The sequence below is a fragment of the Pararhodobacter aggregans genome, from assembly GCF_003075525.1.
In the GTDB taxonomy this organism is placed as follows: Bacteria; Pseudomonadota; Alphaproteobacteria; order Rhodobacterales; family Rhodobacteraceae; genus Pararhodobacter; species Pararhodobacter aggregans.
The window spans coordinates 385,226-400,202 of the sequence record NZ_QDDR01000003.1 but is presented as its reverse complement, the minus strand read 5'-3'; the positions used below and the strand labels follow the sequence as shown (position 1 = coordinate 400,202).

The following is a 14,977-nucleotide window of genomic DNA, read 5'->3' as shown; positions in this document are numbered from 1 at the left end:
CCATGAAAATCCTGGTGCCCGTGAAGCGGGTTATCGACTACAACGTGAAGGTTCGCGTGAAGGCGGACGGGTCTGGTGTTGACCTTGCGAACGTGAAGATGTCGATGAACCCCTTCGACGAGATCGCGGTTGAAGAGGCGATCCGGCTGAAGGAGAAAGGCGTCGCGACCGAGGTCGTGGCGGTGTCGATCGGCGTGAAGCAGGCGCAGGAGACGCTGCGCACGGCGCTGGCGATGGGGGCGGACCGGGCGATCCTGATCGTGGCCGCCGATGACGTGCACACTGACATCGAGCCTCTGGCGGTGGCGAAGCTGCTCGCCGCCGTGGTCAGGGACGAGGCCCCGGGCCTGGTGCTGGCCGGCAAGCAGGCCATCGACAACGACATGAATGCGACGGGGCAGATGCTCTCGGCGCTTCTGGGCTGGTCGCAGGGCACGTTCGCGTCCGAGCTGGAGATCAGCGGCGACAAGGCGAAGATCACCCGCGAGGTGGACGGCGGTCTGCAGACCATCGAGGTGGCGATGCCCGCCATCGTCACGGTGGACCTGCGTCTGAACGAGCCGCGCTATGCCTCGCTGCCCAACATCATGAAAGCCAAGAAGAAGCCGCTCGAGGAGAAGACCGCCGCCGATTACGGCGTCGATGTCACGCCGCGGCTGAGCGTGGTGAAGACCTCGGAACCGGCGGCGCGCAAGGCCGGGGTGAAACTGGGCTCGGTCGACGAGCTGATCGCGAAACTGAAAGACGAAGCGGGGGTGATCTGATGGCCGTTCTGCTGCTGGGTGAAGTGACCGATGGCGCGCTGAACCGCGACGCCACCGCCAAGGCCGTGACGGCCGCCAGGAAAATCGGCGAGGTCGTCGTGCTCTGCGCCGGGGCCTCGGCCGCCGCTGCGGGCGCCGAAGCCGCGACGATTGCCGGTGTGTCCAAGGTGCTGGTCGCCGAGGATGCCTCGCTGGGCCACCGTCTGGCCGAACCGACCGCGGCGCTGATCGTGTCGCTGGCGGGCGCGTACAGCCACATCTTCGCGCCGGCGACCACGGACGCCAAGAACGTGCTGCCGCGCGTCGCCGCGCTTCTGGACGTGATGGTGCTGTCGGATGTCTCGGGCGTGGTCGACGCGCAGACCTTCGAGCGGCCGATCTATGCCGGCAACGCGATCCAGACGGTGAAATCCGCCGACAGCGTGATCGTCGCGACGATCCGCACCTCGACCTTCGAGGCGGCGGGCGAGCAGGCGGCGGCCCCGGTCGAGAGCGTCGCGGCGGCGGCCGATCCGGGCCTGTCGAGCTGGATCGAGGACAAGGTGGCGGCGTCGGACCGGCCCGAGCTGACCTCGGCCGGGATCGTGGTGTCCGGCGGGCGCGGCGTGGGTTCCGAGGAGAACTTCAAGATCATCGAGGCGCTGGCCGACAAGCTGGGCGCGGCGGTGGGCGCGTCGCGCGCGGCGGTGGATTCGGGCTATGCGCCGAACGACTGGCAGGTCGGCCAGACCGGCAAGGTGGTGGCCCCGGCGCTCTACGTGGCGGTGGGCATCTCGGGCGCGATCCAGCATCTGGCGGGGATGAAGGATTCCAAGGTGATCGTGGCGATCAACAAGGACGAGGAGGCGCCGATCTTCCAGGTCGCCGATTACGGTCTGGTCGGTGACCTGTTCACCCTCGTCCCGGAACTGACCGCGAAACTGTGAGGGGGTGGTGCGTGCAAGCACGCACCCTACGCAGCCGAGACAGCGGCCCGCCAGAGATGGCGGGCCGTTTGCCCTTGCCGCCCCTCACAGCGCCCCCTGCAGCAGTGCCGCGCGCAGCCGTGCCAGGCCCTCCGCACGATCTTCGGGATCAAGGGCGATCTGGCGCAGCCCTTCCCGCGCCGTCACCGGACGGCGCAGCCAGTCGGGCGCGGGCAAGTCGATCAGCACCCCCCGCGGCGGCAGAACCTCCACCAGCAGCCGCATCCGCGGCACCCAGGCTTCGACCAGCCCCCGGCGCACCAGCGTGAAACGCTCGGGACAGACGGCAGCGAGACTGCCCAGCGCATGGCCGGTGAAGGCGAAGGCCGCGAAATCCACCTCCGGAAACAGGGCCTTGAGCGGCGCCCGCGCGGCCAGAAACCGGTCGTTGCGGCGCGGATGCACGCGGTAGAAAACATTGGACAGATTGCCCAGCGGCGGCAGCACCAGCGCGAAGGCGACCGCCCAGCGCGCCCGCCCCGCCAGCGCCGGGTCAGCCAGATGCAGGTCCACGCCTTCGACCTGCGCGGCGGGCACCAGCAGCCGGTCCAGCACCCGCGTCCCCAGCGGCCCCGCCATCCGGTCCGGCCCCCGCGGCCCGATCAGCATCAGCGCCCGGTGGCGCAGCGCGGCGCAGGCCGGGCTCTGCCCCAGAGGCGGCACGCCCGCGCGCCCGCGGTCCAGCGGTTGCGGAAAGTGTTGCATGGCCCGTCCCCTTTCATCGCCCGCCAGGAATTCTATCCCCGAATGCTTACAATCCCCTAACCCCGCCCGGTTTCGCCGCGGGGTAAGACTTGCGCCCCCCGGCGCCGGATGCATAAGGTCGCCGCAATCAACCGGGGACAGGTCATGGACATTCAGAGCGTGGGGATCGTCGGCGCGGGGCAGATGGGCAACGGGATCGCCCATGTCTTCGCCATGGCCGGCTTCGATGTGGTGCTCAACGACATCTCGGAGGACGCGCTGAGCCGGGCGCTGGCGCTGATCGACAAGAACCTCGAACGCCAGGTGCAGCGCGGCAAGATCGAGCCGGAGGTCAAGGCCGCCGCCCTCGCCCGGATCCGCACCACGACCCGGCTGGCCGATGTCGGCCCGACCGATCTGGTGATCGAGGCCGCGACCGAGCGCGAGATGGTCAAGCAGGCGATCTTCGAGGATCTGCTGCCGCATCTGAAACCGCATACGATCCTGACCTCGAACACCTCGTCCATCTCGATCACCCGGCTGGCCAGCCGCACCGACCGGCCCGAACGCTTCATGGGTTTCCATTTCATGAACCCGGTGCCGGTGATGCAACTGGTGGAGCTGATCCGCGGCATCGCCACGGATGACGCGACCTACAAGACCATGCATGCGGTGGTCGAGAAGCTGGGCAAGACCGCCGCCTCGGCCGAGGATTTCCCGGCCTTCATCGTCAACCGCATCCTGATGCCGATGATCAACGAGGCGGTCTACACGCTTTACGAGGGCGTGGGCTCGGTCAAATCGATCGACGAATCGCTGAAACTGGGGGCCAACCACCCGATGGGCCCGCTGGAACTGGCGGATTTCATCGGGCTCGACACCTGCCTCGCGATCATGAACGTGCTGCATGACGGGCTGGCGGATACCAAGTACCGCCCTTGCCCGCTGCTGACCAAATATGTCGAGGCCGGCTGGCTGGGCCGCAAGACCCAGCGCGGTTTCTACGATTACCGGGGCGAAGTCCCTGTCCCGACGCGGTGAGACAAAAGGAGGGGGGCCAGCCCCCCTCGGCGCGCGAGGCGCGCCTCACCCCCCGGGATATTTTCAGAACGAAGATACGAGGTTAAGGAAGGGTTAAGGCCCTTCTTTGCGCCGCAAATATCCTCGGGGGTGAATTGGCTGAAAGCCTGCGGCGGCGGCCGATCCGGGCCTGTCGAGCTGGGTCGAGGACAAGGTGGCGGCGTCGGACCGGCCCGAGCTGACCTCGGCCGGGATCGTGGTGTCCGGCGGGCGCGGCCTGGGCTCCGAGGAGAACTTCAAGATCATCGAGGCGCTGGCCGACAAGCTGGGCGCGGCGGTGGGCGCGTCGCGCGCGGCGGTGGATTCGGGCTATGCGCCGAACGACTGGCAGGTCGGCCAGACCGGCAAGGTGGTGGCCCCGGCGCTCTATGTGGCGGTGGGCATCTCGGGCGCGATCCAGCACCTGGCCGGGATGAAGGATTCCAAGGTGATCGTGGCGATCAACAAGGACGAGGAGGCGCCGATCTTCCAGGTCGCCGATTACGGCCTGGTCGGCGATCTGTTCACCCTCGTCCCGGAACTGACCGCGAAACTGTGAGGGGGTGGTGCGTGCAAGCACGCACCCTACGCAGCCGAGACAACGGCCCGCCAGAGATGGCGGGCCGTTTGCCTGAGGAAAGGGTCGGCTATTGCCCGCGCGGGATGGCGCCGAAATTGGGCGGGCGCTTTTCCAGGAAGGCGGCCCGTCCTTCGCGGACCTCGGGCCCGGCGCCGCATTCGCGTTGCAGGCGGTCTTCCTCGGCCAGCTGGCTTTCGAAATCGAGCATGGCGGCGCTTTCATGCAGCGCGCGGATCCGGCCAAGCGCGTTCACCGGCCCGTTGGCCAGCCGGCTGGCCAGCGCGACGGCCTCGTCCATCAGCGTCTCGGCCGGGCAGACGCGGTTCACCAACCCCCAGGCCAGCGCCTTCTCGGCGCTCAGCTTCTCGGCCAGCAGGGTCAGTTCCCGCGCCCGGGACTCGCCGATCCGCCGTGTCACCAGCCAGCTGGACCCGCAATCGGGCACCAGGCCGATCCGGGCGAAGGCCTGCAGGAAGCTCGCGTTTTCCGAACACAGGATGATGTCGGCCAGCAGCGCCAGGCTCATCCCCGCCCCGGCCGCCACGCCGTTGACAGCGGCGACGATCGGGATCGGGCAATGCCGCAGCGCCAGCACCATCGGGTGATACCAGGTCTCGAGCAGGGTCTTGCCCGGATCGGGTTCCAGCTTCTCGCCGAGATCCGCGCCCGAGCAGAAGCCGCGCCCGGCGCCGGTCAGCAGGATGCAGCGCACATTGCCCCCGGCGATGCAATCCTCGACCGCGGCCTGCAACGCCCGGGCGAGGCTGCCCGACAGCGCGTTCAGCCCCTCGGGTCGGTTCAGCGTCAGGATGGCGACGCCCTCGCGGTCTTCTCTCAGCAGGATATCCATGGCTTCCCGGTCCCCGTGCGACGATCAGAGGTTGATGTTCATGCCGCCGTCGATCCCCAGGTTCTGCCCGGTGATATACGAGGCGGAATCGGACAGCAGGAAGGCGACGGGGCGGATGACCTCCAGCGGTTCGGCCCAATAGCCCATCGGGATGCGCGACAGGATGTCGTCGCGGAACTTCTCGCCGCGGATCACTTCGGTCATCGGGGTTTCGACCACGCCGAAACTGACGCTGTTCGAGCGGATGCCGTAGCGGGCCCATTCCTTGGCGGCGGTCATCGAGATGCCGAAGATCCCGGCCTTGGCGGCGGCATAATTGATCTGGCCAATCGAGCCGCCGCGCCCGGCGATCGACGAGATATGCACCATCGAGCCGATGTTGCGGTTCTTGCCCGATTCCGCCTGCTCCAGCATCGCCCGGCCCACCGCCTGGGTCCAGACATAGGCGCCCTTGAGATGGACGCGGATCACGTCATCCCATTGGCGTTCCTCCATCTTCTTGATCATGGCCGGGCGGGTGATGCCGGCGTTGTTCACCAGCCCCGTCAGCTGCAGCCCCTTGGCGCCGACCGCCGCCACGGTTTCGGCGGCGAAGGCCACGTCCGAGACGTCGCCGGTGAAGGTCAGCGCCTGCGGGATATCGGCCTTCAGCGCCTCCAGCGCCGCGCCGTTCAGATCGACCGCCACGGGCGTGCCGCCCAGATCGGCGATCAGCCCCGACAGGGCGCGGCCGATGCCTTGCCCCGCGCCGGTGACGACGATGACCTTGCCTTCAAGCGTTCCGAGATTCTGCACTGTCGTTTCCTCAGTTGGTATTGCGCGCGAGGCGGAAGACCGCAGCGGTCAACCCCTCGGGATGTTTCTGGAAATCCACCCGGACTGGGTCGCCGATGGCGACCGCCTCGTCGGCGTCCACGATCTGGGTCATGATCGTCGGCCCCTCCGCGAGCGTGACATAGGCCACGACGCGCAGGGGTTTCCCGGGGGTGCGGGTGACGGCGAGGCTGTAGATCGCGCCCTTGCCCGAGGCCGGGGAGAAGCGGATCGCCTCGGACCGGCAGAAGGGGCAGAGGGCGCGGGGATAGTGATGCGCTTCGCCACAGGATTCGCAGCGGGCCAGCAGGAACTCTCCGGCCTCGGTCCCCTGCCAGAAGGGCAGCGCGTCGAAATTCACGGCGGCAAGGTCAGCGAGGGTCATGTCAGAGCCTTTCCAGAATGAGCGTGGCGCTGCCGTGGCGCGTGGCCAGCGAGCCGCCGGTGCCATGCGCCAGCGCCAGGTCGCAGCCCGGAACCTGCACCGCCGGATGCGCCTCGCCGCGCAACTGGCGGACGGCCTCGATCACCTTGGTCATGCCGCCCCGGTTCGAGGGGTGGTTGTTGCACAGCCCGCCGCCATCGGTGTTGAAGGGCAGCCGCCCCACGCCCGAGATCAGGTTGCCATCGGCCACGAAGGCGCCGCCCTTGCCCTTGGCGCAGAAGCCGAGGTCTTCCAGCGCGACCAGAACGGTGATGGTGAAGCTGTCGTAGATCGAGGCGTATTTGATGTCGGCGGGGGTCACGCCCGCCTCGGCAAAGGCCCGGGGGCCCGAGATCGCGCCGGCCGAGGTGGTCAGATCCACGCGCCCGGCCGAGGGGTGCTTGACCGCCTCGCCGCTGCCCCGGACCTTGACCAGCGGCCGGTTCAGGGATTTGGCGACCGCCTCGCTGGTCACGACCAGCGCGCCGCCGCCATCGCTGACCACGCAGCAATCGAGCCGGTGCAAGGGGGCCGCGACGAGGGGCGAGGTCACCACATCCTCGACCGTGACCAGATTGCGCAGCATGGCGCGGTCGTTGTGCTGGGCGTGGTGCGAGGCGGCGACCTTGATCCAGGCGAGTTGCTCCGAGGTGGTGCCGAATTCGTACATGTGCCGCGCCGCGACCATGCCGTACATCTCGACCACCGAGGGCGCGAAGAGCCCCTCGAAGGGGGTGTCGGGCGTCGGGCTGGGCGGCATCTTGGCTGATTTCAGGCCCGCCGCGCGCGGCCGTCCGGCGAGGGTGATGAGCGCGACGTTGCACTTGCCCGCGGCGATGGCCTGCGCGGCATGGGCGACGTGGATCAGATAGGACGAGCCGCCGGTTTCGGTGCTGTCCACATGATGCACGTTGAGGTTCATGTATTCGAGCATCGACATCGCGCCGAGGCCCGGCGCGTCGCCGGCACAGAAATAGCCGTCGACATCGTCGAAGCTCAGCCCGGCATCGGCCAGCGCCCCCGCCGCGCTTTGCATGTGCAGTTGCGCGACCGAAATGCCGTCGGCCTTGCGGGTCGGATGCTCATAGGCCCCGGCGATATAGGCGGCGCTCACGCGGCCACCTCGGCGGCCAGCGCCCGCGCGCGGCGGCGCAGAGCGCCCGCCTCCTGTCCCAGCATCGCCTGAAGGAAAATCAGGCGGCGGAAATAATGGCCGATGGCCATTTCGTCGGTCATTCCCATGCCTCCGTGTAGTTGGATGGATGTCTCGCCCACGAGTTTCGCCGCGCGGCAGACCCGCGCCCGGGCCCGGTCGAGCAATTCGCCGGGCGCTTCGATCCCGTCGCAGCCGAAGGCGGCGAGATCGGCCATGCTGCGGGCGAATTCGATTTCGACCATCATGTCGGCGGTCAGGTGGCGCAGGGACTGGAAGCTGGCCAGCTTGCGGCCGAATTGTTCGCGTTCGTTGAGATAGGTGGCGGTCAGGGCCAGCGCCCGGTCCATGGTGCCCACCGCATCGGCGCAGAGCGCGGCGACAGCCAGCGCCTCGGCATGGGCCAGCGCCGCCTCGGCCCCGGCGCCGCGGCCCAGGATCGCCTCGGCCGGGACACGGACCTGCACCAGCACCAGCCGCGCCAGATGGCGGCCATCGACGGCGCGGTAGGGCGTGACGACCAGCCCCGGCGCGTCGCGGTCGAGCCGGACAAGGCCGGTCTCGGCCCCGCCGGTGCGCAGCAGGAAGACGCCGGTCGCCGGCCCTGCCTCGCAAAGCGTAACCTCGCCCGAAATCACCAGCGCGTCGCCGTCGGCACTCGCCGTGGGGCAGGGGGCGTCGCTGTCGCAGGGCAGGCCGAAGCCCGCGGGGGCGGCGATGGTCTGACCCGCCGCAATGTCGGCCAGAAGCACCTCGGCCGCCGCGCCGGGCAGCCGGGTCAGCGCCCCGGCCGCGACCAATGCGCTGGCGATGAAGGGCTCGGGCAGCTTCGCGCCGCCCATCGCCCCGGCCAGGATCGCCGCTTCCGCCGCGCCCATGCCCAGGCCGCCCTGATCCTCGCCCGCCAGGATGCCCAGCCAGCCCATGTCGGCCATTTCGGCCCAACGATCCGCCGAGAAGCCCTTTGACGCGCGCACCGCCTCGTCGGCGATCCCGCCGGCCCAGCGGGCGGCGGTGTCGCGGATCATCCGGGCTTCGTCGCTTTGGTTCAGGTGTTCGAGAAAGGTCATGCCCGTCCGTCCAATGCCATCTTTGCCAGGATGTCCCGCTGGATCTGGTTGGTCCCGCCATAGATCGAGGCGGCGCGGCCGAAGAGGTATTCGCCGACCGCCCCGTCGAAGAAGCCGGGCGGCAGGCCGTCCAGATCCTCGAAGGCGGACAGGAATTCGCCCCCCCGCGCCGCCGCCATCGGCCCCAGCGCCGTGACGATCATGGCTTGCAAGGTCTGCTGGATCTGCGCGCTTTGCAGTTTCAGGATCGAGGGGCCGGTCAGTGCCGAGGGCGCACCGGGACCGGCCGAGAGAAGCCGGATCTCGGTGATCTCCATCGCCGTCAGATCGGCCTCGACCCGCGCCAGCTCGGTCAGGAAGGCCCCGTCCGAACCCAGCCCCCGGGCCCGCGCCAGCCGCTTCAGCCGCTCGATCTGGTTGCGGCAGCGGCCGACATTGGTGATGCCGGTCCGCTCGTTGCCCAAGAGGAACTTGGCGTAATCCCAACCCTTGCCGCGCTCGCCGACCAGCCCGTCCCGCGGGATCTTCACATCGGTGAAGAAGACCTCGTTCAGGGAATGGTTCATGTCGATCGAAATGATCGGTTTCACCTCGATCCCGGGCGTTTCCATGTCGAGGACGAAGAACGAGATGCCGTGCTGCTTGCGCTCGCCCTCATCGGTGCGGGCCAGCAGGAAAATGCGGTCGGCGTATTGCGCCTTCGAGGTCCAGATCTTCTGCCCGTTCAGCAGGTAATGGTCGCCTCTGTCCTCGGCCCTTGTGCGCAGGCTGGCCAGATCCGACCCGGCGCCGGGTTCGGAAAAGCCCTGGCACCAGAAATCCTCGCCACTCAGGATGCCGGGCAGGTAGCGGGCCTTCTGCTCGGCGCTGCCGAAGGTATAGAGGACCGGGCCCACCATCGAGGTGCCGAAGGGCGGCACGGTGGGCGCGCCGCTGCGGGCGAGTTCCAGGTTGAAGACGAAGCGCTGCAGCTGGGTCCAGCCCGGCCCGCCATGCTCGCGGCTCCAGCCGGGGGCGACCCAGCCCCGTGTCGCCAGGATCTTCAGGAAGGCGACGATCTCGGGCTTGGTGGCGGCATAGCCATTGTCCACGCGCTCGCGCGTTTCGGGCGGAACCGCGGCGCCAAGGAAGGCCCGCACGTCGCGCCGGAAAGCGCGCAGATCGTCGTCGAGCAGCAGGTCGATGTGATCGGCCTGACCGGGTTTCGGACCATCCTTCATCGTTGCACGGCCCCTGGGCGGGCGCCAAGATTTCGCAGCATGTTCGTCTCCAGGCAGGCTTGCGTGGTTTATGGTACTACCATTACATATGTAGGGGTATTGCTAAATTCGCAACCCGTCAACGGGCGAATGCAAAAAATCCGGCAGCAGACGGTGGGCCGGGTTTGACCCCGGTCAGCCGATCAACCGGGCCCGCGCCGCCTGGTATTCCGCCGCCAGCGTGGCGACGATGGCCTCGGTACTCTCCACGCGCTCGACCGCGCCTGCACCTTGGCCGGCGCCCAGCACATCGACCCAGGTCCGCACCCCTTCGGGCTTTTTCATCTCGGGCGGGCGTTTGGGGCCGATCGGCATCGTTGCAAGGTCAAGCCCGCTCTCGATGATGCTCTGGCTTAGGTAATTGGCGGCGACGCCGGAAAAGAGCGGCGTATAGGTGATGTCGGCCGAACCCGCAGCGATCAGCATCTGCCGGTACTGGTCCGAGGCCAGCGATTCCTCCGCGGCGATGAACCGGGTCCCGACATAGGCGGCATCCGCCCCGCAGGCCCGCGCCGCCAGAACACCGGCGCCGCTGCCGATTCCGCCGCCGATCAGCATCGGCCCGTCGTGGATCCGGCGAACCTCGTCCGCGAAGGCCATCGCCGACAGGGTGCCGCCGTGACCACCCGCGCCCGCCGCGACCAGCACCACGCCGCTGCACCCCGAGGCCAGCGCCTTTCGCGCGTGGCGCAGCGTGGCGACGTCATGCAGATGCACGCCGCCATAGGCGATGACCTTCTGCGCGATCTCGGGTGGGGCGTGGAAGCTGGTGATGACCAGCGGCACCCTCTTGGCGACGCAGACCTCCAGATCGGCATCGAGGCGCGCGTTGGTCGGCGCGGCGATCAGGTTGACGCCCCAGGGCGTGCCCGGGGGCAGGCTGGAGGCGATGCGGTCGCACCACCCGGCGAATTCGTCGGTCGAGCGCGCGTTGAGGCTTGGCAGCGTGCCAAGCACCCCGGCGCGGCATTGCGCGATCACCAGCCCGGGCCCCGAGACCAGGAACATCGGCGCGGCGACGACCGGCACGCGCAGATCGCGGAACAGGCGGCGGGGATCGGGTCGGGACATCGGCGGCGGCTCCTGCTCGGGCGACGAGAATAGGGCTTTACCCTATTGCCTCAAATGATCCAATGGAAGTACCATTGATACAACAACAGGAGGAAACATGTCCGCTCCGCTCACTGGCGTCACCGTTCTGGAGTTCGAAGGCCTGGGGCCCGCGCCCTTTGCGGCGATGTGCCTTGCCGATCTGGGCGCGCGCGTGCGCCGCATCACCCGCCCGGGATCGGCGGCCCAATCGCCCATCGACCGCGACCGCGAGGATGTGGCGCTGGACCTCAAATCCCCCGCCGGTGTCGAGGCTGCGCGTGCCCTGATCGCCGGGGCCGACATCCTGATCGAGGGGTTCCGCCCCGGCAAGATGGAGCAGCTGGGCCTCGGCCCGGACGCCGCCCATGCCATCAACCCGCGGCTGGTCTATGGCCGGATGACCGGCTGGGGACAGACCGGGCCGATGGCGCATCTGGCCGGGCATGACCTCAATTACCTGGGTCTCACCGGGCTTTTGTCGATGATGGGCGAGCCGGGTCGCCCGCCCGCGCCGCCCCTCAACCTGGTGGCGGATTATGGCGGCGGCGGCATGTATCTGGCGCTGGGCGTGGTGAGCGCCCTCCTTGCGGCCAGGGCCAGCGGGCAGGGCGCGGTGGTTGACGCGACGATGATCCACGGCGCCAGCCACCTTGCGACGCTGTTTCACGGCATGGCCAATGGCGGGCGCTGGCAGCCTGCGCGGCAGGCGAACCTGCTGGACGGTGGCGCGCCCTTCTACCGGACTTACGAGACGGCGGATGGCCGATACCTCGCCGTCGGGTCCATCGAGCCGCAGTTCTGGCGCAACGCGCTGGCGGTGTTCGGCCTGCCCGAGATGCTGGACGCCCAGATGGAGCGCGCGGAATGGCCGGCGCAGGCCCGGCGCCTCGCCGCGCGGATCGCCGAAAAGACGCTGGACGCATGGGTCGCGGCCTTCGACGGCGTCGATGCCTGCGTGACCCCGGTCCTGACCCTGAGCGAGGCGAAGGACCATCCGCAGATGGCGCAATTCTTCCGGTCCACCGATCAAGGGCGGATGCCGCTGCCGGCGCCGCTGTTCACGCCCCCGCAAGGATTCTGAGATGCAAGATCCCGCCTGGATGACCCCGGAGATGGCCTATTTCCGGGACACGATTCGCCGTTTCTGCGAGCGTGAACTGCTGCCCCACGAACCCCGCTGGGAGGCGCAGCAGCACGTCGACCGTGAGGCCTGGCTCAAGGCGGGGCAGGCGGGGATGCTCTGCTGCGGCATCCCCGAGGAATACGGCGGCGGCGGCGGTACTTTCCTGCATGAAGCCATCGCCTTTTCCGAACAGGCCCGGGCGCTGGCGCCGGGTCTGGGGAATGCGGTGCATTCCGGCATCGTTGCCCATTACATCCATGCCTTCGCCAGCGAAGAGCAGAAACGCGCCTGGCTGCCGCGGATGGCGCGCGGCGATTTGATCGGCGCGCTGGCGATGACCGAACCCGACGCCGGGTCCGATGTGCAGGCGATCCGCACCCGGGCGGTGCGCTCGGGCGATGAGTACCTCATCACCGGCAGCAAGACCTATATCTCGAACGGCACGCAGGCCGGACTGATCTGCGTCGTGGCCAAGACCGACCCCGAGGCCGGGGCGCGCGGCATCTCGATCTTCGCGGTCGAGGCGGAGAAGGTGACGGGCCTCAGGCGCGGCAAGCCGCTGCACAAGATAGGCCTGCATTCGCAAGACACTTGCGAGCTGTTCTTCGAGGGGATGCGGGTGCCGGCCTCGGCGCTGCTGGGCGGGGTCGAGGGGCAGGGCTTCTACCAGCTGATGGCGGAACTGGCGCGCGAGCGGGTGATCGCCGGGCTGGTCGCCATCGCCTGTGCCGATCGCGCCATCGAGGAGACGGTGACTTTCACCGCCAATCGCAAGGTCTTTGGCAAGCCGCTTATCAAGATGCAGAACACCCGCTTCGTGCTGGCCGATTGCGCCACCAAGCTGTCGCTGGCCCAGGCCTTTTTCGCGCAATGCGCGCAGCGGCTGCTCGATGGCCATCTGGACCCGGCCGAGGCCGCCAAGCTCAAGTATTTCGCCACCGACAGCTGCGGGCAGATCGTCGATGCCTGTCTGCAATTGCATGGCGGCGCGGGCTATATGGCGGAATACCCGATCGCCAGGCTCTATCAGAATGTCCGCATCCACCGGATCCTCGCCGGGTCGAACGAGATCATGCGCGAGCTGATCGCCCGCTCGCTGGACCCGCTGAGCCCCTGAACCGGACCCCGGCCCGGTCAGACGTTGCGGATCAGAAGCCCACCGTCGACCGGCAGCACCGCGCCGGTGACATAGCTGGCCCCCGGCTGGCACAGGAACAGGATCGCATGGGCGATTTCCTCGGGCCGGGCATAGCGGCGCAGGGCGGTGCGGCGACGGGCATAGGTCTCGCGGTCCTCGGCCGGGATCCGGGCGGTCAGCGCGGTCTCGACCGGGCCGGGGGCGATGGCGTTGACGGTGATCCCCTCCTTGCCCAGCTCGACCGCCAGGCTGCGGGTCAGGCCGACGAGGCCGGTTTTCGCCGCCGCATAGGGGCTGAGCTGGGCGGTTGCCAGAAAGGCCTCGGTCGAGGCGATGTTGACGATGCGCGGATGCGGCGAGCGGCGCAGATGGGGCAGGGCGGCCCGCACCATGCGCGGCACCGCGCTCAGCATCACATCGAGGGCGGCGGCCCATTTTTCCTCGAAATCCTCGGACAGGATGGGTGCCCAGGGCCCGTAGCCCGCGTTGTTCACCACGCAATCCAGCCCGCCGAAGGCCATGGCGACCTCCTCGACCACGCGGCAGATTGCCGTCCGGTCGGCGACATCCAGCATCCAGGCACGCGCGGTGCCACCGGAGTGCAGGATCTCGGCCGCGACCTGTTCGGCGGCGTCTCCGTCACGGTCCGTCACCGCGACCGATGCCCCGGCGCGGGCGAAAAGCCTGGCGGCGGCGGCGCCGATGCCGCTTCCGGCGCCGGTAATCAACACCGAGGCCCCGGTCAGCGCGCTCGGATCGGTTTCGGCAGAATAGCGTCCCATGGGTCTCGCCTTATGTAGAATAATTGCTAAGGTAGGACCAATGAAGGCCAGGCGTCAACGGTGCCTGTCCTTCCCTCGCAAGGAACCGGAGAAGACTTCATGCGCGCCATCGTGTCCCGCGTGCCGGGCGGCCCCGAAACCCTGGAGCTGGCCGAGCTGGATATCCCCGGCCCCGGCCCCGGCGAGGTCTTGGTCGCCGTCCACGCCGCGGCGCTGAACTACCCCGACGCGCTGGTCATCGCCGACCGCTATCAGCTGCGTCGCGAACGGCCCTTCGTTCCGGCGATGGAGTTTTCCGGCCGCGTGGCGGCAGTGGGCGAGGGGGTGACGCTGCTCAGGCCCGGGGACCGGGTGATGGCGGTGGGACGGGGGGCGCTGGCCGAATACGCCGTGGCGCAGGAGGACAGGTGCTTCGCCATCCCGCCGTCCATGCCCTACGACGAGGCGGCGGCGCTGCTGGTCACCTATGGCACCGCGCTGCACGCGCTGGCCGACAGGGGGCGTCTGGCACCGGGCGAACGGCTTCTGGTGTTCGGCGCCTCGGGCGGGGTCGGGCTGGCGGCGGTGCAGATCGGCGCTGCGATGGGCGCGCAGGTCGTGGCGGCGGCCTCGACGCCGGCGAAGGTCGCCCAGGCCGCGGCCTGGGGTGCGGACCGGACGCTGGTCTATCCAAGGTTGCCGCTGGATCCGGCGGCGCAGAAGGCGCTGGGCCGCGCCATCGCCCAGGCCTGCGAGCCCGGCTGCGACGTGGTGTTCGACCCGGTGGGCGACCTCTATGGCGCACTGTCGCTGCGGGCGCTGGCCTGGGGCGGGCGGTATCTGGCGATCGGCTTCGCGGCGGGCATCCCGTCGCTGGCGGCCAATCTCCTGCTGCTGAAATCGGCGGATGCGCTGGGCGTCTATTGGGGCGCCTGGATCGACCGGACACCCGGCGCGCTGTCAGGACAGGTCGAGCAACTGGTCGATTGGTGGTCGCAGGGGCGAATCAAGCCCATGGTCTCGCGGGTGGTGACGCTGGACGAGGCGCCTTCGGGCTTCGCCAGCCTGCTGGAACGCTCGGCGACCGGCAAAATCGTCGTTCGCCTCCGCGCCGATCCGTAGTTGGCTCAAATATTGATTGATACAATGGTAGAACCAAGATAGCTTTTTGCCAGGGAGGGTCGCCGGGAGGATGCGCGCTGACCCTGAACAGCCTCTGGCCCCGCTGCCGAAGGTCGATAA

General features: G+C 68.7%; 15 protein-coding genes and 1 pseudogene. 7 read left to right on the top strand and 9 right to left on the bottom strand.

Features of this window, described 5'->3' with window-relative positions; genetic code table 11:
• The first annotated feature begins 2 nt into the window (after positions 1–2).
• Together DDE23_RS09000 and DDE23_RS08995 are read left to right on the top strand one after the other, a co-directional pair.
• Positions 3–764 (top strand): electron transfer flavoprotein subunit beta/FixA family protein, encoded by a 762-nt coding sequence (locus DDE23_RS09000; protein ID WP_107755229.1) that lies wholly within the window; start codon positions 3–5, stop codon positions 762–764.
• Positions 764–1,690, top strand: a complete 927-nt coding sequence (locus tag DDE23_RS08995) for an electron transfer flavoprotein subunit alpha/FixB family protein (RefSeq protein WP_116548237.1) — start codon at positions 764–766, stop codon at positions 1,688–1,690. Before DDE23_RS09000 ends, DDE23_RS08995 begins: the two co-directional genes overlap by 1 nt.
• Positions 1,691–1,774: 84 nt before the next feature.
• On the opposite strand, the gene DDE23_RS08990 is transcribed toward DDE23_RS08995, so the two are convergent.
• Complete coding sequence (locus DDE23_RS08990) at positions 1,775–2,434, bottom strand: DUF6473 family protein (protein ID WP_107752284.1); 660 nt, start codon at positions 2,432–2,434, stop codon at positions 1,775–1,777.
• A 144-nt stretch (positions 2,435–2,578) separates the two neighbouring features.
• Between DDE23_RS08990 and DDE23_RS08985 the strand changes: the two genes are divergently transcribed.
• Together DDE23_RS08985 and DDE23_RS08980 are read left to right on the top strand one after the other, a co-directional pair.
• Positions 2,579–3,454, top strand: coding sequence for a 3-hydroxybutyryl-CoA dehydrogenase (locus tag DDE23_RS08985; protein ID WP_107752285.1), 876 nt, complete (start codon positions 2,579–2,581; stop codon positions 3,452–3,454).
• A 148-nt stretch (positions 3,455–3,602) separates the two neighbouring features.
• A pseudogene (locus tag DDE23_RS08980) lies at positions 3,603–4,031 on the top strand (electron transfer flavoprotein subunit alpha/FixB family protein); the annotation flags it as partial.
• An 88-nt stretch (positions 4,032–4,119) separates the two neighbouring features.
• Here the strand turns inward: DDE23_RS08980 and DDE23_RS08975 are convergent.
• The 7 genes from DDE23_RS08975 to DDE23_RS08945 all read right to left on the bottom strand — a co-directional run bounded on the left by DDE23_RS08975 (position 4,120) and on the right by DDE23_RS08945 (position 10,692).
• Positions 4,120–4,902 carry an enoyl-CoA hydratase-related protein gene (locus tag DDE23_RS08975; protein ID WP_107751618.1) on the bottom strand — a complete coding sequence of 261 codons (783 nt, stop codon included), beginning with the start codon at positions 4,900–4,902 and terminating at the stop codon, positions 4,120–4,122.
• A 24-nt stretch (positions 4,903–4,926) separates the two neighbouring features.
• Positions 4,927–5,697 carry an SDR family NAD(P)-dependent oxidoreductase gene (locus DDE23_RS08970; RefSeq protein WP_107751617.1) on the bottom strand — a complete coding sequence of 257 codons (771 nt, stop codon included), beginning with the start codon at positions 5,695–5,697 and terminating at the stop codon, positions 4,927–4,929.
• Between the two features lie 10 nt (positions 5,698–5,707).
• Complete coding sequence (locus DDE23_RS08965; RefSeq protein WP_107751616.1) at positions 5,708–6,100, bottom strand: Zn-ribbon domain-containing OB-fold protein; 393 nt, start codon at positions 6,098–6,100, stop codon at positions 5,708–5,710.
• A gap of 1 nt (position 6,101) precedes the next feature.
• Complete coding sequence (locus DDE23_RS08960; RefSeq protein ID WP_107751615.1) at positions 6,102–7,253, bottom strand: thiolase domain-containing protein; 1,152 nt, start codon at positions 7,251–7,253, stop codon at positions 6,102–6,104.
• A complete protein-coding gene (locus tag DDE23_RS08955) occupies positions 7,250–8,362 on the bottom strand; it encodes an acyl-CoA dehydrogenase family protein (protein WP_107751614.1) in 1,113 nt (370 codons plus the stop codon). The genes DDE23_RS08960 and DDE23_RS08955 overlap by 4 nt, the downstream gene beginning before the upstream one ends.
• On the bottom strand, positions 8,359–9,582 hold the full coding sequence (locus DDE23_RS08950) for an acyl-CoA dehydrogenase family protein (protein ID WP_107751613.1): 1,224 nt from the start codon (positions 9,580–9,582) through the stop codon (positions 8,359–8,361). Before DDE23_RS08950 ends, DDE23_RS08955 begins: the two co-directional genes overlap by 4 nt.
• Before the next feature lie 174 nt (positions 9,583–9,756).
• Positions 9,757–10,692, bottom strand: a complete 936-nt coding sequence (locus tag DDE23_RS08945) for an NAD(P)H-dependent flavin oxidoreductase (RefSeq protein WP_107751612.1) — start codon at positions 10,690–10,692, stop codon at positions 9,757–9,759.
• A gap of 97 nt (positions 10,693–10,789) precedes the next feature.
• On the opposite strand from DDE23_RS08945, the gene DDE23_RS08940 reads away from it, so the two are divergent.
• Both DDE23_RS08940 and DDE23_RS08935 read left to right on the top strand, forming a co-directional pair.
• Positions 10,790–11,794 carry a CaiB/BaiF CoA transferase family protein gene (locus DDE23_RS08940; RefSeq protein WP_107751611.1) on the top strand — a complete coding sequence of 335 codons (1,005 nt, stop codon included), beginning with the start codon at positions 10,790–10,792 and terminating at the stop codon, positions 11,792–11,794.
• A gap of 1 nt (position 11,795) precedes the next feature.
• Positions 11,796–12,953 carry an acyl-CoA dehydrogenase family protein gene (locus DDE23_RS08935; protein WP_107751610.1) on the top strand — a complete coding sequence of 386 codons (1,158 nt, stop codon included), beginning with the start codon at positions 11,796–11,798 and terminating at the stop codon, positions 12,951–12,953.
• 17 nt (positions 12,954–12,970) lie between these two features.
• Here the strand turns inward: DDE23_RS08935 and DDE23_RS08930 are convergent, their stop codons facing one another.
• A complete protein-coding gene (locus DDE23_RS08930; RefSeq protein ID WP_107751609.1) occupies positions 12,971–13,756 on the bottom strand; it encodes an SDR family NAD(P)-dependent oxidoreductase in 786 nt (261 codons plus the stop codon).
• A gap of 99 nt (positions 13,757–13,855) precedes the next feature.
• Between DDE23_RS08930 and DDE23_RS08925 the strand changes: the two genes are divergently transcribed.
• Entirely contained in the window at positions 13,856–14,857 is a 1,002-nt protein-coding gene (locus tag DDE23_RS08925; RefSeq protein WP_107751608.1) for an NADPH:quinone oxidoreductase family protein, read from the top strand.
• The last annotated feature ends 120 nt before the right edge of the window (positions 14,858–14,977 follow it).